At 64.0% G+C, this 18,327-nt stretch carries 16 protein-coding genes; 3 read left to right on the top strand and 13 right to left on the bottom strand.

Features of this window, described 5'->3' with window-relative positions; all coding sequences use genetic code 11:
* Nucleotides 1–8: 8 nt before the first annotated feature.
* Both FJW04_RS07110 and cysG read right to left on the bottom strand, forming a co-directional pair.
* Entirely contained in the window at nt 9–302 is a 294-nt protein-coding gene (locus FJW04_RS07110) for a DUF2849 domain-containing protein (RefSeq protein WP_140713192.1), read from the bottom strand.
* On the bottom strand, nt 299–1,747 hold the full coding sequence (gene cysG, locus FJW04_RS07105; RefSeq protein ID WP_140713191.1) for a siroheme synthase CysG: 1,449 nt from the start codon (nt 1,745–1,747) through the stop codon (nt 299–301). Before cysG ends, FJW04_RS07110 begins: the two co-directional genes overlap by 4 nt.
* Before the next feature lie 380 nt (nt 1,748–2,127).
* Here cysG and FJW04_RS07100 point away from each other — a divergent pair, with 380 nt between their 5' ends.
* Together FJW04_RS07100 and FJW04_RS07095 are read left to right on the top strand one after the other, a co-directional pair.
* Nucleotides 2,128–2,577, top strand: coding sequence for a host attachment protein (locus FJW04_RS07100; RefSeq protein WP_015315693.1), 450 nt, complete (start codon nt 2,128–2,130; stop codon nt 2,575–2,577).
* 223 nt (nt 2,578–2,800) lie between these two features.
* Nucleotides 2,801–4,585, top strand: a complete 1,785-nt coding sequence (locus FJW04_RS07095; protein ID WP_140713190.1) for a cation:proton antiporter — start codon at nt 2,801–2,803, stop codon at nt 4,583–4,585.
* 95 nt (nt 4,586–4,680) lie between these two features.
* Here the strand turns inward: FJW04_RS07095 and FJW04_RS07090 are convergent, their stop codons facing one another.
* From FJW04_RS07090 to FJW04_RS07055, 8 genes are all read right to left on the bottom strand, one after another.
* Nucleotides 4,681–5,433: an SDR family oxidoreductase gene (locus tag FJW04_RS07090; protein ID WP_140713189.1), complete on the bottom strand. Its 753-nt coding sequence runs from the start codon at nt 5,431–5,433 to the stop codon at nt 4,681–4,683.
* Between the two features lie 78 nt (nt 5,434–5,511).
* On the bottom strand, nt 5,512–7,785 hold the full coding sequence (locus FJW04_RS07085; RefSeq protein ID WP_140713188.1) for a transglycosylase domain-containing protein: 2,274 nt from the start codon (nt 7,783–7,785) through the stop codon (nt 5,512–5,514).
* A 316-nt stretch (nt 7,786–8,101) separates the two neighbouring features.
* The gene (locus FJW04_RS07080) at nt 8,102–9,016 is read right to left on the bottom strand and encodes a hypothetical protein (RefSeq protein WP_140713187.1); all 915 of its coding nucleotides are present in this window, start codon (nt 9,014–9,016) and stop codon (nt 8,102–8,104) included.
* A gap of 25 nt (nt 9,017–9,041) precedes the next feature.
* The gene (locus FJW04_RS07075; protein WP_015315688.1) at nt 9,042–9,188 is read right to left on the bottom strand and encodes a hypothetical protein; all 147 of its coding nucleotides are present in this window, start codon (nt 9,186–9,188) and stop codon (nt 9,042–9,044) included.
* Nucleotides 9,189–9,213: 25 nt separating this feature from the next.
* Nucleotides 9,214–9,468, bottom strand: a complete 255-nt coding sequence (locus FJW04_RS07070) for a GlsB/YeaQ/YmgE family stress response membrane protein (protein ID WP_015315687.1) — start codon at nt 9,466–9,468, stop codon at nt 9,214–9,216.
* 108 nt (nt 9,469–9,576) lie between these two features.
* Entirely contained in the window at nt 9,577–9,777 is a 201-nt protein-coding gene (locus tag FJW04_RS07065) for a hypothetical protein (RefSeq protein ID WP_140713186.1), read from the bottom strand.
* 13 nt (nt 9,778–9,790) lie between these two features.
* Nucleotides 9,791–10,411: a ribonuclease D gene (locus FJW04_RS07060; protein WP_140713185.1), complete on the bottom strand. Its 621-nt coding sequence runs from the start codon at nt 10,409–10,411 to the stop codon at nt 9,791–9,793.
* 78 nt (nt 10,412–10,489) lie between these two features.
* The gene (locus FJW04_RS07055) at nt 10,490–11,875 is read right to left on the bottom strand and encodes a M20/M25/M40 family metallo-hydrolase (protein ID WP_140713184.1); all 1,386 of its coding nucleotides are present in this window, start codon (nt 11,873–11,875) and stop codon (nt 10,490–10,492) included.
* A 426-nt stretch (nt 11,876–12,301) separates the two neighbouring features.
* On the opposite strand from FJW04_RS07055, the gene polA reads away from it, so the two are divergent.
* Entirely contained in the window at nt 12,302–15,259 is a 2,958-nt protein-coding gene (gene polA, locus FJW04_RS07050; protein WP_181172894.1) for a DNA polymerase I, read from the top strand.
* A 16-nt stretch (nt 15,260–15,275) separates the two neighbouring features.
* Here the strand turns inward: polA and FJW04_RS07045 are convergent, their stop codons facing one another.
* The 3 genes from FJW04_RS07045 to FJW04_RS07035 all read right to left on the bottom strand — a co-directional run bounded on the left by FJW04_RS07045 (nt 15,276) and on the right by FJW04_RS07035 (nt 18,325).
* Nucleotides 15,276–15,680 carry a Fur family transcriptional regulator gene (locus tag FJW04_RS07045; protein ID WP_015315682.1) on the bottom strand — a complete coding sequence of 135 codons (405 nt, stop codon included), beginning with the start codon at nt 15,678–15,680 and terminating at the stop codon, nt 15,276–15,278.
* A 306-nt stretch (nt 15,681–15,986) separates the two neighbouring features.
* Complete coding sequence (gene mgrA / locus FJW04_RS07040; RefSeq protein WP_140661851.1) at nt 15,987–17,033, bottom strand: L-glyceraldehyde 3-phosphate reductase; 1,047 nt, start codon at nt 17,031–17,033, stop codon at nt 15,987–15,989.
* Nucleotides 17,034–17,167: 134 nt separating this feature from the next.
* The gene (locus tag FJW04_RS07035) at nt 17,168–18,325 is read right to left on the bottom strand and encodes a Gfo/Idh/MocA family oxidoreductase (RefSeq protein ID WP_140713182.1); all 1,158 of its coding nucleotides are present in this window, start codon (nt 18,323–18,325) and stop codon (nt 17,168–17,170) included.
* Nucleotides 18,326–18,327 lie beyond the last annotated feature (2 nt).

Genomic DNA, 18,327 nt, shown 5'->3' with positions numbered 1-18,327 from the left:
TGTCCTGGCTATGCCGCCCGCTCGGCCTGCTTGCCGAGGTCGTTGCGGATGGTCGGGCCGGCGGCGCGGATCTTCTCGCGCAGCCGCACCGGCTCGACAACGCCGTCGACGATGTCCGCGTCGATCAAAGCGACGTCGACCACTTCATTGTCGGCATGGGCCTTGGCGCCGATCGCCTCCAGCCGATCCTCGGCCGCCTTGTCGTGGGCAGGGTCCGCATGGTCCACCGTCTCGGCCCAGCCGCCATCGGCGTACCACACGGCAATGCCGTCGGCGAGGCGATTGGCGGTCAGTATCTTCATGGCTGAACTCCCTCGGCGGCTGCTACGGGCACGCTCTCGTGCCTGTGTGCCGCGAGCGGCTCGGACCGCTCGAAATTGGCGCCGGCGACGGCGTCGCCGATGATGGTCATGACCGGGCCCGACAGATCGGCGCGCGCTTCCAGCGACGGCAGGTCGGCAAGTGTGCCGTGGAAGCGTCGGCGATTGGCCAGGCTGGCATTCTCGACCACGGCGACCGCCGTGTCCGGCGACAAGCCCGCCTCGATCAGCCGGCCGGCAACTTCGGCCGCGACCGAGCGGCCCATGTAGACGGCAACGGTAGCGCCGGAAATCGCGAGCTTGGCCCAATCCGGCAGTGAATTGCCCTTGAGATCGTGGCCGGTGGTGAACACCATCGAGGAGGAAACGCCGCGCAGCGTCAACGGCAGTTCGAAATCGGCGGCAGCGGCAAAGGCCGCTGTGACGCCTGGAACCACCTCATAGGCGATGCCGGCGTCACGAAGCGCGGCCATCTCCTCGCCGGCGCGGCCGAACACCAGCGGATCGCCCGATTTCAGCCGCACGACGCGCTTGCCCTGACGACCGAGATCCACCAGCAACGCATTGATTTCGGCCTGGCTCTTGGTATGGCAGCCCTTGCGCTTTCCCACCGGCAGGCGCTCGGCATCGCGGCGGCCCATGGCGACGATCGCCTCCGGCACCAGCGCGTCATGGACGATGACATCGGCCTCCATCAGCAGACGATGCGCCCGCAGGGTCAGCAGGTCCTCGGCGCCGGGACCGGCGCCCACCAGGGCGATGTGGCCGCGAATGGGCGCGTCGGACAACAGCAGATCGGTGGCGGCTTCGCGCGCCTGTGAAAATTCGCCGGCCTCGACGGCGCGTGCTGGCGCTCCGCCGAAGAAGGCGCTCCAGAAACGGCGGCGTACATTGCCCCTGGGCAATCTCTCGGCGGCATTGCGGAACGACGCCGCAAGCGCTGCCAGTGGCCCGAGCGAGGGCGACAGCATGCGGTCGATGCGGCTGCGCAGCATCTGGGCAAGCACGGGCCCCGCGCCTTCGGTACCGATCGCCACGGCGACCGGTGCGCGGTTGACCAGCGCCGGAGTGAAGAAATCACAGAGGTCCGGCCGGTCGACGGCATTGACGGGAATGCCCAGCCGGCGCGCGTCGGCGGCGACGCGACGGTCGAGCGCCTCGTCGCCGCTGGCGGCAAACACCATCACGGCGCCTTCAAGCTGCGAAGCATCATACGCGCCGGGCATATGGTTCGCGCCCGTCTCGGCGATGAAGGCCAACAGATCCGGTTCGGCATCCCCAGCGATGATGTGCAGGACCGCGCTCGACTGGGCGATCAGCCGCGCCTTGACCAAAGCCTCCTCGCCGCCGCCGACAATGGCCACGGCTTCGCCCTCGACCCGCATGAAGACGGGGAAGGCGTTGAGCTTGGTGGTGGCTTGCGACATGACAAAGCAGATCCGGGAACAGGGTCGCAGTTTTACGCCCAAGCGTAAAAAAGCAGAAGCAAAGCACTCGCGCATCCGGTGATGGCAGGCAATCGCTTTTCCGCAACCGCGAAGGGCAGGAGAAAAATATTCCATGCCCATGCACCGGGAGCGCCCGGGCTGCTGAAACGCGCCTTGATTTCAGGCACTTTTAGCTGCCGGCGACCGATCCCACAAAACAGTTTTTTCTAATTTCTACCAATTCAGTAGATTAAAGTCGTCCGGTGGTGATTTCGTCTTCAGCGCCTGTCTGCACGGCCACTCGGTGCTCCGTTCGGGTGGAACGTTGACGGGTCAAAATGCGTTCCCGGTATAGCCACCACTCAACAAGGAGCGTCCCTATGAACACGATCAAACTGAAGCATGGCATTTGGGTTTTGGTGGCCGACGGCGAAAAGGCGCTCCTGCTCAAGAACGCCGGCGACACCAAGTTTCCCAACCTTGAAGTCGTGCAGGTGATGGAACAGGAGAACCCGCCCACACGCGAACAGGGAAGCGACAGCCCCGGTCGATACAATGACGGCCCATCCGTGCATCGCAGCGCGGTCGAGGAGACCGACTGGCATCGCATCGGCAAGGAACGCTTCGCCGAGGAGATTGCCGCCCGCCTCTACAAGCTTGCACATGAGGGTGCATTCGACAGCCTTGTGCTTGTCGCCCCGCCCATGGTGCTCGGCGCGATGCGCAAGAAGCTGCATAAGGAGGTTGGCGACAAGGTGACGGCCGAAATCCCGAAGACCATGACCAACCACGCCATTTTCGAGATCGAGGCGTTGCTGCAGGCAGCCTGACCACGCGCGGCGAAGGCGCCTATCGGGTCGCAGCACGGTCGCCACTGATCCCAGGCACCTGACCGGCAGTCCCTCAGCTGCCGGTCAGATTTTTGCCGTCTCGACGTTGATTCGCGGCTTTGCGGGTTGCATCGCCGACACCCCGTCCACCATATTGCAAACAGGCGGCGGCTTAGGGCGGCGCATATCCGACATCGCTGGCTTGAAAGGCGCTCCATAGACAATGCCGCATGACACGCCCCTTATCGCCACCATCGTCGCCGGTCTGGGGCTGGCTTTCGTCTTCGGCGCCCTCGCCAATCGGTTCCGCATTCCGCCACTGGTCGGCTATCTCGTAGCCGGCGTGCTGGTTGGGCCGAACACACCCGGTTTTGTCGCCGACGCCGGCCTTGCCAACGAATTGGCCGAAATCGGCGTCATCCTCCTGATGTTCGGCGTCGGCCTGCATTTTTCGTTGAAGGACCTTCTGTCGGTCCGCGCCATTGCCGTGCCGGGCGCCATTGTCCAGATCGGCTTTGCCACGGCGCTCGGCGCCGGGCTGTCCTGGATGCTCGGCTGGTCGATGGGGGCGGGCGTGGTGTTTGGCCTGGCGCTATCGGTCGCCTCGACCGTGGTGCTGCTGCGCGCGCTTCAGGAACGCCGCTTGATCGAGACCGAGCGCGGCCGCATCGCCGTTGGCTGGCTTATCGTCGAGGATCTGGCCATGGTGCTGGCGCTGGTGCTGTTGCCGGCCCTTGCCGGCGTACTCGGCGGCCAGGAACAGGCCGATGCCCATTCGAGCGGCCTGCTGGCGCTGCCGGCCAGTTACGGCATCTGGGGTGTCGTCGGCGTCACGCTGGCGAAGGTCGCCGCCTTCGTCGTCGTCATGCTGGTGGTCGGCCGCAGGGTCATTCCCTGGATCCTGCACTACGTTGCCCATACCGGGTCGCGCGAACTGTTCCGCCTCTCGGTGCTGGCAATAGCGCTCGGCGTCGCCTTCGGCGCGGCAAAACTGTTCGGCGTCTCGCTGGCGCTGGGCGCCTTCTTCGCCGGCATGATCATGAGCGAATCCGAGCTCAGCCACCGTGCCGCGGAAGAATCGCTGCCGCTGCGAGATGCTTTCTCGGTGCTGTTCTTCGTCTCCGTCGGCATGCTGTTCGACCCGTTCAGCCTGTTCAGCAACGGCCTGCCGATCCTGGCGACGCTGGCCATCATCGTCATCGGCAAGTCGCTGGCGGCGTTCGTCATCGTCGTCGCCTTCGGCTATCCGCTGGCCACGGCCTTGATGATTTCGGCCAGCCTTGCCCAGATCGGCGAATTCTCCTTCATCCTGGCCGAACTCGGCGTCGGGCTGAAACTTCTGCCCGAACAGGGACGGGACCTCATCCTGGCCGGCGCCATCCTGTCGATCGTGCTCAACCCGCTGATGTTCCTGGTCATCGACTGGATGAAGCCGTGGCTCGAGGCCCGCGCCGCCAGGACGGCACCGCCGGCGGACGCCAAGCCGGTTGCCCCTGCGACGGAACCGGGCCATGTCGCCTCGGTCGCCGTAGCGCCCAAAAAGGAAGACGGCCCGCCACCAAGGACGGCGCTCACCGGTCATGCCATCCTGATCGGCTACGGCCGCGTCGGCGGCCTCGTCGGCGCCGCGTTGAAAGAAGCAGCACGGCCTTTCCTGGTCATCGAGGATGCCGACAAGACGCTGGCGAAGCTGAAAACGGACGGCATCGAAACCGTCGCCGGCAACGCCGCCAACGCCGAAGTCTTCGCCGCCGCCAATCCCGAAGGCGCCACGCGGCTGATCCTTGCCATTCCCAACGCGTTCGAGGCCGGCCAGATCGTGCTGCGGGCACGCGCCGCCAATCCCAACATCAACGTCGTCGCCCGCGCCCATTCGGATGCCGAGGTCGAGCATCTCAAGGGGCTCGGCGCCGATACGGTGATCATGGGCGAACGCGAGATCGCGCGCGGCATTGTCGAAGAGGTGCTTGGCCAAAAGCCGCGGGTCGCTGAACCGTCCGCTGCCTGAGCCGGCGCTGCCCACAGGCGCGTTGATCAAGCCACGAATGAACTGCGAAGGCTGTTGTCACCCTGGCCAGATTAGCGGGCCTTGGCTCGATCAGTTCACACGTGCTGGCCGCCATTGATGTGGATTTCCGAGCCGGTCACGTAGGACGCTTGGCTCGAGCACAGGAAGAAGATGATGTCGGCGACCTCAGCCGTGGTGCCCAGGCGCCGCAGTGGGATGGTCTCGACGATTTTTTCCGTGCCCGGGGACAGGATCGCGGTGTCGATCTCGCCTGGCGCGATGGCGTTGACACGGATGCCGTGCGGGCCGAAATCATGCGCCATCTCGCGCGTCAGCGAGCCGAGCGCGGCCTTCGAGGTCGCATAGGCGGTGCCGGCGAAGGGATGCACGCGGGTGCCGGCGATCGACGTCACATTGACGATCGAGCCCCTGGCCGCCGCCAATTCCTTGAACAGGCCGCGCGCCAGCATGATCGGCGCGAAGAAATTGACCTGGAACACGTCGCGCCAGACATGCATCGGCGTGTCAATCGAGTTCATGCGGCTGTTGCCGTCCTTGAGCTTGGGCGAAATGCCTGCATTGTTGACCAGCGCGTGTAACTGGCCACCATGGGATTCCAGCCGATGGCGGATTTCCGAGACCGCAATACCGACATCTTCCTGATCGGCGAGGTCGACCTTGATGTGATCCTCGGGACCGGCCGGCCACGGGCAATCCTCGGCAAAGGCCTGGCGTGAGCAGGTGATGACGCGCCAGCCCTCGCGCGAAAAGCGTTTGACAGTGGCATGGCCGATACCGCGGCTGGCGCCGGTCAGCACGATGGTTTTTCTGGTGTCGGTCTCGGTCATGTCGCGGTCTCCGGGCTGGACATGTAGCCGAATGCCGCCGAGGTGGCGAGAGGCGGATTGACGCCGCCAGCCGGCTGCTCAGCCGCCGCCAAGGATATCCAGGATCGACGTCTGCCGTTTCTTGAGCCGACCGCCGACGCTGCCTGGCGGCACCGGATGTCCGACCGAAGCGGTGGTGCCGTCATCCGCCGGCATATCGAAGCCATCGGCATCGACGGTCTGGGCAGGCCGCGCCGCACGGACCGGCCCTGGCGTCGCCTGTGCCGCGGCCTGCGCGGCTGGCGCCTGCTGGCCGACGGACGCCGACGGAACCGGTGCCGGCTGGTTGTTGCTGGCAGAGGGAATCTCGTCGGGGACGATGGTGTCGGCCGGCGTCGATTTCCAGGTGCCGGGCAGCGGCCGCACCGGCACGCCCTCATGCGCGGCGACCATGAACTCGTGCCAGGCCTGCGCCGGCAGCGCGCCGCCGGTGACCTTCTTCATCGCCGTGCCGTCATCATTGCCGAACCATACGCCGGTGGTCAGATTGGCGGTGTAGCCGACGAACCAGGCGTCGCGCGAATTCTGGCTGGTGCCGGTCTTGCCGGCCGACGGCCAGGCGAAAGCCGCCTTCCTGGCGGTGCCGACCTCGACCGTGCCGGTCATCATCGAATTCATCATGCCGACGATCTCGGGCTTGATCACGCGCGGTGCGCTGCCGCCGGCGCTGTCGTAGAGCACCTTGCCGTCTGACGTCGACACGCGGCGGATGAAATGAATGTCCGGCTTGTAGCCGCCATTGGCGAAGGGCACATAGGCCGAAGTCAGCTCCAGTGGCGTCACTTCCGAGGTGCCGAGCGCGATCGAGGTGTTAGCCTGCAGGTCGGACTGGATGCCCATGCGGTGCGCGGCTTCCACCACCGCGTTCGGGCCGACTTCCATGGTCAGCTGCGCGGCAACCGAGTTCAGCGATTTTGCCAGCGCTGTCGCCAAGGTGACCTTGCCAAAGTACTTGCCGCCGTAATTGTCCGGTGTCCAGTTGCCGATCTTGATCGGCGCATCGTTGCGGATGCTGTCAGGCGTGCGGCCGGCCTCAAGTGCCGCCATATAGACAAATGGCTTGAACGCCGAGCCCGGCTGCCGGCGCGCCTCCGAGGCACGGTCGAACTGGCTGGTCGAATAGTCGTAGCCGCCGACCATGGCGCGTACCGCGCCGGAATCGTCGATCGACACCAGCGCGCCCTGGGTGACGTTGAGCTTCTTGCCGCTGTCGTCGATCAGCCGGCGGATCGATTTTTCGGCGAGCTTCTGCAGGTTCAGGTCCACGGTAGAATCGATCACGATATCGCCGCGCACGTCGCCGATCAGGTCGGGCAATTCTTCCATGATGGTGTCGGCGACATAGTTTTCCGAACCGGTCCAGTAGGATGGCGAGCGCGTCGCCGGCGCGCTGAGCGCCGTTTTCAGCTCCTTTTCGCTGATCTTGCCCTCCTCGCGCATGGCGCCGAGCACCAGCTGCGAACGCTCCTCGGCGGCCTTGGGATCGCGCGCCGGCGACAGCCGCGAGGGCGCTTTCAAGAGGCCGGCAAGCAGGGCGGCTTCGGACAGCGTGACGTCGCGCGCGCTCTTGCCGAAATAGCGCCGCGAGGCCGCCTCGACGCCATAGGCGCCGGAGCCGAAATAGACCCGGTTGAGGTACATTTCGAGGATCTGGTCCTTGCTGTGCTTGTGCTCGAGCCATAGGGCCAGCAGCACCTCCTGCACTTTACGCTCCAGCGTACGATCCGGCGTCAGGAACAGGTTTTTGGCCAATTGCTGCGTCAGCGTCGAACCGCCTTGCGAGAAATGCCCGCCGATGAGGTTGGTGACCATGGCGCGCGACAGGCCGATGGGATCGACACCGAAATGCGAATAGAAACGGCGGTCCTCGATGGCGATCACCGCCTCGGGGATATAGGGGGACATTTCGTGCAGGCCGACCGCCTCGCCGCCGCTCATGCCGCGATTGGCGAGCAATTGCCCATCGGCCGAGACGATCTTGATGTTGGGCGCACGATCGGGAATGGACCAGGTCGTGGCCGCTGGCATCTTGGCGCCATAGTAGATGACGACGCCGGCCACCGCGATGCCGCCCCAGATGGCGAGCACGAAGCACCAGTAGAACAGCCGGCCGAGCACGCCGAACAGCCCGCGCCCGCCTCCGCCGCGCCTCCCCCGCGGCGATTTCGCCTTCGATGATTTGCGTTTGGCGGAGGCTTTGCGGTTGCTCGGCACGACGCGGTCCTCCTCGCTCACCGAAAGACCCGTCTGGGATCTCGCTCGCGGCGGTCCCTCGAAGCTGGGCTCGATGCGACTGTCTCTGCGGTTCGCCATGCGCTGCGCTTGATGTCCCCGGTGCCAATGGCGCTCGGGTTGAAGAGTAGATGCGGCGATTTAAGGGCGGGTTAAGCAGGCCTTCGGCCAAACCTCTGAATTCCGTTAGGAATTTGTTAATCCTCTTCTCTCCGACACCGTCGGTTCGCCACCGGGAAACGGCCGGCGCCCGGCCTGCGCTTAAAAGCGCGCCAAGCCTGGCTCGATCCCGAGCCTGCCGTTCCGACAATCGACGCCGGCGGATAGAAGGCCAGCGCCTGCTCCTCGCAGGTGACCGCAACGACATTGTTCGAGCGGTCGACGGACCCCGATCCTTCTAGATCGGCTCGAACTTCACATCCAGCTGGTCAGGACCCGCAGCTTGCCGCAACAAGGCGACAAGTTGTTCGCGCCTATCAACCGGCTGCCTTCGCCAGTTCGAGGCATTGGTTACATGCAGCCAGCCGTCGACCGACATGAAGAAATCCTCGTGCTCGTCATCGCCCTCGCCGCAGCGCAGCAACTTGTTCTCGGTAAATCTGACCAGCGCCTGGTCGATCGTGCGGTAGAGCAGCGGCCAGTTGCCGCCACCCGAGTCCATACGGAATTTGTAGCTCGGCGCGAAATCCAGCCGCTGCCGCAACAGGCTTCCGTCGAAAAAACAGAAGGCCGGCCACAAGAACCAGCCGCCCGGCGTCGGAGTGTCGCGCCGGACACTGCCGTAGACGCTCTTGCCCTTCAGCCGGTCGCGGATTGAAAAAGATTCCGTCGGAAAGATGTCATGGTCGATGAAGCCGAAGACCTTCGGGGCCAAGCCGGTCATGAAATTGCGCACGATCCAGTTGAGCGCCTGGCCGTGCGATCTGCTGACCGTCAGCCTGTTTCTCGGCAACGCTACATAGGGGACGTGCTGGCGCAGGCAGAGGTCACGGATGGCTTCCCTCGCCTCCTCCTTCTTGCTGTTGTCGAAGACGATATAGCTCTCGTGCTCGGCCAGGTGTCTGCGCACGAGGTGGATCTGCCATGCGATCACATCAGGCCGGTTGAAGGCAACGCTGGCGACGATCGCGTCACGGAACGATTGCTGTCGTCCCTGCAATTCGCTGACCGGCGCGGATGTCCTCAGGAAGCGAAAAGTCCGCCAGTAATAGCGCAGCAACGCCTCGCGTCGTGGCGGCCGGTTCAGCCTCTCCCATTCCGCCACGGTAATCCTGGGCCGCTCTCCGCTCTGCCACGCGTCGGAAGCCCCCATGTCACGCTCCTGGATCCCGGCGGGTTCAGTTCTGCTGGATTGAAATGCCCTTGTCGTCGATCTTGAGTTCGACGCCTTTCGGCCTGGCCTGCTCGCGGTAGACGTAGACGCCCAGCGCGACGACCACGACGATGAGCGCGCCAATGATGAGATAGAGCGTATTCTGCTTCATGGCGCGCCTTCTGTCATGCCGAGCATCAGGCTCGTTTCAGGACCCTGACCAGAACCAAAAGGATGATGGCGCCGATCGTGGCGTGGATTATGGAGGCGATGATGCCACCGCCGATCGAGAAGCCGATGCGCGGAAACAGCCAGCCGGCGATGAACGCGCCGATAATGCCGACGATGATGTTGCCGATCAGGCCGAAGCCGAAACCCGAAACGATGAGACCGGCGAGCCAGCCGGCGATGGCACCAATGAGGATGAAGACGAGAAGGCTTTCGACACCCATGGCGGGTTCCTCCGTGCAAGAGGGCGGGTGCGGAACGGAAGGCTCCGAATCGGCCCCGATATTAACGGCTTCAGGCTAGTCGAAAGCAGCCGGCCTCGCCAGCGGCGCTCACTGGTCGTCGTCGCTGGCAGCGGGCCGCCAGCTGGTCGGCTCGACCTTCTTCTGGGTATGGCTGTCGGTGTAGACCCACCAGCCGCCGTCGCGGTATTGCGCTATGGATTCATTGAGGACGCCGTCGCTGTCCTTCCAGGTGACGGTGACCTTGGAGCCGTCGGTCGGCGCGGTCGATATCGGCTTTCTGTCCGCCATCTCATCCCTTTTCTCAACTGTGAGAGAAGATATCCTCTTCGCCCCAGCCCATCAGGTCAAGCTTGGCCCGCGTCGGCAGGAAACGGAAACAGGCGTCCGCCTCCTTCGTCCGGCCCTCGCGCGCCAGCCGTCCCGCCAGCGCATCGCGCAAACGATGCAGATAGAGCACATCGGAGGCGGCGTATTCGAGCTGTTCGGGCGACAGCGTTTCGGCCGCCCAATCCGACGATTGCTGCGCCTTGGACAGACCGACGCCGAGAAGCTCGAAACAGATGTCCTTCAGCCCGTGCCGGTCGGTATAGGTGCGCGTCAGCCGCGAGGCGATCTTGGTGCAGAACACCGGCTCGGCCATCACGCCGAACGCATGGTAGAGCACGGCGAGGTCGAAGCGACCGTAGTGGAACAGCTTGGTCACCCTGTCGTTTGCCAGCAGCTTGACCAGGTTCGGTGCCTCCGTCTGGCCCGGCGCGATCTGAATGACATCGGCGCTGCCGTCGCCAGGCGAGATCTGCACCACGCAGAGCCGGTCTCGGTGCGGGTTGAGGCCAAGCGTCTCCGTATCGATCGCCACCGCCGCGACATCGTAATGCGAAAGGTCGGGCAGATCGTTTTTATGGAAGCGGATATCGCTCATCGTTTTCTCCGGGTCGCGGCGTTACCCGTCCTCGCCGCGATCCAGTGAAAAATCAACAAGAAAACGTGTTTTCCGCGCTCAGCGTGTCAGCGCATCCAGAATGCGCGCCCAGGAGCGCTGGCCCTTGTGGAAGGAGCTGAGCTCGTATTTCTCGTTGGGCGAGTGGATGCGGTCGTCATCGAGGCCGAACCCGACCAGCAGCGATTCCATGCCGAGATAGGTCTGAAAGTCGCCCACCACCGGAATGGAGCCGCCGCTGCCGGTCGTCACCGCGGGCTTTGGCCATTCGTCGGAAAGCGCCGTCTTGGCCTTGGCCAGGAAGGGCGAGTCGTAAGAGAGCTGGATTGCCGGTGAGCCGCCATGAGCATGGAATTCGACCGTACAATCGGCCGGGATGCGTTCCTTGACGAATTTCTGGAAGGCCGCGCGGATCTTGGCCGGATCCTGCTTGTGGACAAGGCGGAACGAGATCTTTGCCGAGGCCTCCGCCGCGATGACCGTCTTGAAGCCCTTGCCGGTATAGCCACCGATGATGCCGTTGAATTCGGCGGTGGGTCGCGCCCAGGTCAGTTCCAGCACCGAGCGGCCTTTTTCGCCCGATGGGATCGACAAGCCGACAGGCCCAAGGAAGGTCTCGGCCGTCTCGCCCAGCGTCTCCCATGATTTCAGCACCTGCGAGGGGGTTTCCTCGACGCCGTCATAGAAGCCCGGGATGGTGATATGGCCGTCCTTGTCGTGGATGTCGGCCAGTACCTTGGCCAGGATGCGGATCGGGTTGGCGGCAGCCCCGCCATACAGGCCCGAATGCAGGTCGCGGTCGGCGGCCTTCACCGTGATCTCCTCGCCGACCAGACCGCGTAGCCCGACGCAGATCGACGGCGTGTCGCGGTCCCACATGCTGGTATCGCAGACCAGCGCGAAGTCGGCCTTGAGCTCCTCGGCATTGGCCTCGAGGAACGGCTTCAGCGAGGGCGAGCCGGATTCCTCCTCGCCTTCGAACAGGATGGTGACCCGGCACGGCAGGCTGCCGTGCACCTGTTTCCAGGCACGGCATGCCTCGACGAAGGTCATCAGCTGGCCCTTGTCGTCGGCCGAGCCGCGCCCGGTGATGATCTTGTGACCAGGTCCGACCTCCTTGATCGCGGGGGCGAAGGGATCGTTTTCCCACAATTCGATCGGGTCGACCGGCTGCACGTCGTAATGGCCGTAGAACAGCACATGCGGCGCGCCAGCCGGCCCATCATGGTGCGCAACCACCATGGGGTGGCCGGGCGTGTCGCGCACACTGGCGTCGAAGCCGATCAGTTTGAGTTCCGCCACCAGCCACTCCGCCGCCTTGCGGCAGTCGGCGGCGTAGGCTGGATCGGTGGAGATCGACTTGATCCCGAGCAGGCCGAAGAGCCGTTCCAGGCTCTGGTCGAGATTCTTGTCGAGACGGTCGAGGACGGGGGAGACTGCGGACATTTGCAATAGCCTTTCGGTTCAGTGCCGGAACCGTAAAGGCAGAGCGGCGAAACGAAAAGCCCGGGACGATTGGACCACGACCCGGATGGCCGCCGCGGGCAAAAAAATGCCGCCGTGGTGGAGGGGGAACCACGGCGGCCTTTTACTCGAAACGATGCGGCAGCCCGGAGAGGGGGGATAGGCTGCCGCAATTGTCCGGTATAGGCGGGGGACGGGCCTTGCTCCGGACTTCGGCGAAAATTGCCGATGACGTCTATTTGGGTCTGTGAACGTGGCGATTCAAGGGCGTCAACGTTACACTTTTGTAACGTGCCCGTGAGCGGGCCTGTATGCCTTTGATCCGTCAGGTCGCGATCTGTCAGGGTGTTGTATCTGGCGCTGTCTTTGGCATGGACCAAGCCATCGCGCCGCGCTATCCCTGCCCGCATGAAAAAAGGCGATCATCTCTTTCTCATCGACGGCTCCGGCTACATCTTCCGCGCCTATCACGCGCTGCCGCCGCTGACCCGCAAGTCGGACGGCCTGCCGGTCGGTGCCGTTTCCGGCTTCTGCAACATGCTGTGGAAGCTGATGCAGGACGCCCGCAACACCGATGTGGGCATTGTGCCGACGCATTTCGCCGTCATCTTCGACTATTCCTCGAAAACCTTCCGCAACGACCTTTATCCCGAATACAAGGCCAACCGTTCGGCTCCGCCCGAGGATCTGATCCCGCAGTTCGGCCTGATCCGCCAGGCTACCAGGGCGTTCAACCTGCCCTGCGTCGAGATGGAAGGCTTCGAGGCCGACGATCTCATCGCCACCTATTGCCGGCTGGCCTGCGAGGCCGGCGGCGACACCACCATCATCTCCTCCGACAAGGACCTGATGCAGCTGGTTGGCGAAACGGTCGGCATGTACGACCCGATGAAGGACCGGCAGATCGGCATCCCCGAAGTCGTCGAGAAATGGGGCGTGCCGCCGGAAAAGATGATCGACCTGCAGGCGCTGACCGGCGACTCCGTCGACAATGTGCCTGGCGTGCCCGGCATTGGGCCAAAGACCGCGGCGCAACTGCTCGAGCAGTTCGGCGACCTCGACGGATTGCTCGCCCGCGCCGGCGAGATCAAGCAGGAGAAAAGGCGGGAATCGATCATCGCCAACGCCGACAAGGCGCGCATCTCGCGCCAGCTGGTGATGCTGAAGAACGATGTGCCGGTGGCAGAAGGATTGGACGATTTCGTCCTGCATGCCCCCGACGGACCGAAGCTGATCGGCTTCCTCAAGACCATGGAATTCACCTCGCTGACCCGCCGTGTGGCGGAAGCGACCGGCACCGAGGCCGGCGACGTCCAGGCCGTCGCGGTGCCCGTCGAACGCGCCGATAATGCACATGGCCCCGATGTCGGCGCCGGAACACCGCCCGTTGCCCAGAACGGGACGGGCTCCGAGCCTAGGCAGGTTGCTGAAACCGAGACGACGGAGACGCCAAAACAAGGTGACACCCCTTCCCTCCTGGCCGCATTGCGGCTGGAGAGAGCGGCGACCGCCAAGATCGATACCGCGGCCTATCAGTGCATCCGCGATATCGCGACGCTGAAAGCCTGGGTCGCAGAGGCGCGGGAGGCCGGCATCGCTGCCTTCGACGTCAGGGCCACCTCGACCGATCCGATGCAGGCCGAACTGATCGGCTTGGCCATGGCCACAGCGCCTGGCCGCGCCGGCTATATTCCCTTCGCCCATAAGAGCGGCAACGGCGACCTGCTTGGCGGCGGCACGCTCGAAAACCAGGTTCCGCTTCGCGAGGCTCTGGCGGTGCTCAAACCCCTGTTCGAGGACAGGTCGGTGCTGAAGATCGCGCAGAACCTGAAATATGATCTGGTCATCCTGAGCCGCTACGGCATCGATGTCGCGCCGTTCGACGACACCATGCTGATCTCCTACGTGCTCGACGCCGGCACGCCGCATGGCCACGGCATGGATGCCCTTGCCGACAAGTGGCTTGGCCATAAACCCCTTCAACTCAAGGACGTGACCGGTTCCGGCAAGAACTCTGTCGGTTTTGACCAGGTCGATATCGACAGGGCGACCGCTCACGCCGCCGAGGATGCCGACGTGACGTTGCGGCTGTGGCGGGTGCTGAAGCCCCGGCTTGCCGCCAAGGGCCTGGTCTCGGTCTATGAACGCCTGGAGCGGCCACTGGTGCCGGTGCTGGCGCGCATGGAACAGCGCGGCATTTCGGTCGACCGGCAGATCCTGTCGCGGCTGTCGGGGGAACTGGCGCAAGGTGCGGCCCGGCTCGAGGAGGAAATCTACCTGCTCATCGGCGAGCGCATCAACATCGGCTCACCCAAGCAGCTCGGCGACATATTGTTCGGCCGCATGGGCCTGCCCGGCGGCTCCAAGACCAAGACCGGCCAGTGGTCGACCTCGGCGCAGCTGCTCGAAGACCTTGCCGCGGAAGGGCACGAACTGCCGCGTAAGATCGTCGATTGGCGCCAGCTGACCAAGCTGAAATCGACCTACACCGACGCCCTGCCCGGCTTCGTCAATCCCGACACGAAACGCGTCCACACCTCCTACGCGCTCGCCGCGACGACGACGGGCCGTCTGTCGTCTTCCGACCCGAACCTGCAGAACATTCCGGTGCGCACGGCTGAAGGCCGCAAGATCCGGACCGCCTTCATCACCGACAAGAGCCTCCGGCTGGTGTCAGCCGACTACAGCCAGATCGAACTGCGCGTGCTCGCCCATGTCGCTGAAATCCCGCAATTGCGGCAGGCCTTTGCGGATGGCGCCGACATCCACGCCATCACAGCGTCTGAAATGTTCAACGTGCCCGTGGAGGGTATGCCGTCGGAAGTGCGCCGCCGTGCCAAGGCGATCAATTTCGGCATCATCTATGGCATCTCGGCCTTCGGTCTCGCCAACCAACTGTCGATCCCGCGCGAGGAGGCGAGCGCCTACATCAAGAAATACTTCGAGCGCTTTCCCGGCATCCGCGATTATATCGAGGAGACCAAGGCCTATGCCCGCGAGCACGGCTTCGTCGAAACGATCTTCGGCCGCCGCATCCACTATCCCGACATCAGGTCCTCGAACCCGTCGCTGCGCGCGTTCAACGAGCGCGCCTCGATCAACGCCCGCCTGCAAGGCACCGCCGCCGACATCATCCGCCGCGCCATGATCCGCATGGAGGAAGCCTTGGACAAGGCCAAGCTGTCGGCCCGCATGCTCCTGCAGGTGCATGACGAACTGATCTTCGAAACGGTCGAGGCGGAAGTCGAGGCGACGATCCCCGTCGTGCGCCATGTCATGGAAAACGCGGCGATGCCGGCGGTCTCGATGTCGGTGCCGCTGCATGTCGACGCGCGGGCCGCCAACAACTGGGACGAGGCACACTGACGCGCTAGCGAGGCCCTCAGGCCGCTTGCGCCAAACATTTCGCGCAGGTCCCGCGAAATTCGATCACCGCCTTCTTGGCGGCGAAGCCGGTCGAGTTGACCCATTCGTTCAGCCGGTGGTCGACGTCGTGATCGGACATTTCGGTCACCTGCCCGCAAGTATCGCATATGGCGAAGGCGGTCATCGAGTGGCTATGGTCGTGCGGCTCGGCGCACGCGACGAAGGAATTGATGCTTTCCAGCCGGTGCACGAAACCTGATTTCACCAGCGTGTCGAGCGCGCGATAGACCTGCAATGGGGCGCGAAAACCGCGCTCGCGAAGCTGATCGAGCAAGGTGTAGGCGCTGAGCGGCCCGCTGGCGATCTCGAGTTTCTCGAGCACGCACAACTGGTTTTTCGTCAGCACATCCCTTGCCGCCATGGTCCTGTTCCACTTGTCCTGCGCTGTTGGCGGGCTGTCCGCGCGTGCAAACGGCCCGATCCCATTCAGATAGCGACGAACCGCCGTCTTTGCTACTCTTCTGTTGTTGTCCCGGGCCGATCGATGACGCGCGGGCATATTGGCAGAAATCTCGACGAGGGTAGCCAAGGGTGTGCCCGGCACCTTTGGCCTGCCGACCCATGCGGCGATCAACGCCGCCTCAGGGAGGCCGGCCACGCCCTGACTGGACTTCATCTGCGAAGGCCGGCGCGAGCAATTCCGCCAGCCTTTATTAGCCGGCTTCAGCTATTTCCTCGGCGGGCCTTTGCGTTCGGCGGAAGCAGCCCACAGGTTGATGTCGGACTCGCGCGCGTATGTATCGATTTCGGCCAGTTCGGCGTCGCTGAAGTCGAGCACCTTCAGCGCCCCGACGCAATCCTCGACCTGCTCGGGCCGGCTGGCGCCGATCAGCGCCGAAGTAACCCGGCCCCTGCGCAGCACCCAGGCCAAGGCCATTTGGGCCAGCGTCTGGCCGCGCTTGCCGGCGATCGCGTTGAGCGCCTTGATGTTGGCAATGGTGCGGTCGTTGATGAAAGCTGTCTTGAGCGACTTGCCTTGGGAGGCCCGGCTGCCATCGGGAATGCCGCCGAGATATTTGTCGGTCAGCATGCCTTGCGCCAGCGGCGAGAACACGATGGAGCCGACGCCGAGCCCCTCGAGCGTGTCGAGCAGTCCGTCCTCCTCGACCCAGCGGTTCAGCATCGAATAGCTCGGCTGATGGATGACGCAGGGCGTACCGAGTTGCCTCAATATGTCGGCGGCCTCGCGGGTGCGCTGCGAATTGTAGGACGAGATGCCGGCGTAGAGCGCCTTGCCCGAACGCACCGCATGGTCGAGCGCGCCCATGGTTTCTTCGAGCGGCGTATCGGGATCGAAGCGGTGCGAATAGAAGATGTCGACATAGTCGAGGCCCATCCGCTTCAGGCTCTGGTCGAGGCTGGCCAGCATGTATTTGCGCCCGCCCCATTCGCCGTAGGGGCCGGCCCACATTTCGTAGCCGGCCTTGGTCGAGATGATCAGTTCGTCGCGATAGGCGGCAAAATCAGTACGCAGTATCTCGCCGAAAGCCGTCTCGGCCGAGCCGGGCGGCGGCCCATAATTGTTAGCGAGGTCGAAATGGGTGATGCCAAGATCGAAGGCCTTTCGCACGATCGCCTGCTTGGTCCGATGCGGCGTGTCGTCGCCGAAATTGTGCCACAGCCCGAGCGAGATCGCCGGCAGCTTGAGGCCGGACCGACCGCAGCGGTTGTAGATCATTTTCTCGTAGCGGTTTTCAGCGGCGATATAGGGCATGGGGAAATCCTCGAATTTGAACGGACAGGGCACCGTCATCGCAGAGGCGATGAGCATGCCCGTACCCCATCCTTTACCCCCTCCCCGGAGGAACGGGGAGAGGGGTAAGGCAAAATTATCGATAATCCATGCGACTACGTCTTCTTGGCCAGCAGCTCCTTGGCCTGCTTGACGCCAAGCGCGGCCGGACGCTCGCAAGTGGTCTGCATGGCGACGAACTTGCCGGTTTCGCCGGAGCGCAGGAGGCCGGTCATGACATCGACGGCATGCAGCGCGAGTTCCATCGAGCAGCGGTGCGGCCGCCCTTCGGCGATCGCCAGCGCCATGTCGGCCAGGCCCGCCGTGCGGTAATTGGCCATCATGCCTTGGCCATGCATCTCATTGGGAACGCCAAGCGGATGCTTCCATTTCGGCAGCTTCTTGACCGGCTTGCCTTCTTCGGTGAAGCGCACGTCGCCGCCGAAGAAGTTCGGATCCGGCACGAACACCGTCCCGCCCTCGCCATAGAGTTCCATCGGCGCGTGGCCGTGAGCCCACACATCCCAGCTGGTGTTCAGCGTCACCACGGCGCCGTTCTCGAATTCCAGCAGGCCATGGATGGTGGTCGGCGTGTTGACCGGGATTTTTTCGCCTGCGCGCGGCTTTGAGCTGATGGTCCGTTCCTTGGCCGGGGTCGTCGCGAAGGCCGCCACCTGCTTCACCGGCCCGATCAGCTGGATCAGATTGGTGATGTAGTACGGTCCGATGTCCAGCACTGGTCCCGCCCCGGGCTGGAAGAAGAAGTCGGGATTGGGGTGCCAATGCTCCATGCCGTGGCCCATGACGTGGCAAGTGCCGCTGGTGATCTTGCCAAGCTTCCCCTCGTCGATCAGTTCGCGCACCAGCTGGTGCGCGCCGCCGAGGAACGTGTCCGGCGCCGAGCCTATGCGCAGCCCCCTCTTCTGGGCCCGCGCCTTGAGGTCCTGACCCTCCTTGAGCGACAGCACGAACGGCTTTTCGGAATAGACATGCTTGCCGGCATCGAGCACCTGCTTCGAGACTTCGTAATGCACGGCCGGAATGGTCAGGTTGACGATGATGTCGATATCGTCGGCCTTGAGCAGATCCTCGACGGTCTCGGCGCGCAGCTTGAATTCCTTCGCCCGCGCCCTGGCCGCGTCCATGTTGATGTCGGCGCAGGCGCGCATCTCGATGCCGCGAAACAACGGCGCCAGCGAAAAATACGCCTTCGAGATGTTGCCGCAGCCGATGACGCCAACACCCAATTTCCCAGTACCCAGCTTCTTTGCCATGG

Origin of the sequence: Mesorhizobium sp. B2-7-3 (assembly GCF_006440715.1) — a bacterium.
Taxonomy (GTDB): domain Bacteria; phylum Pseudomonadota; class Alphaproteobacteria; order Rhizobiales; family Rhizobiaceae; genus Mesorhizobium; species Mesorhizobium australicum.
The sequence above is the reverse complement of the archived record's forward strand: the minus strand, read 5'-3'. Positions and strand labels throughout refer to the sequence as shown.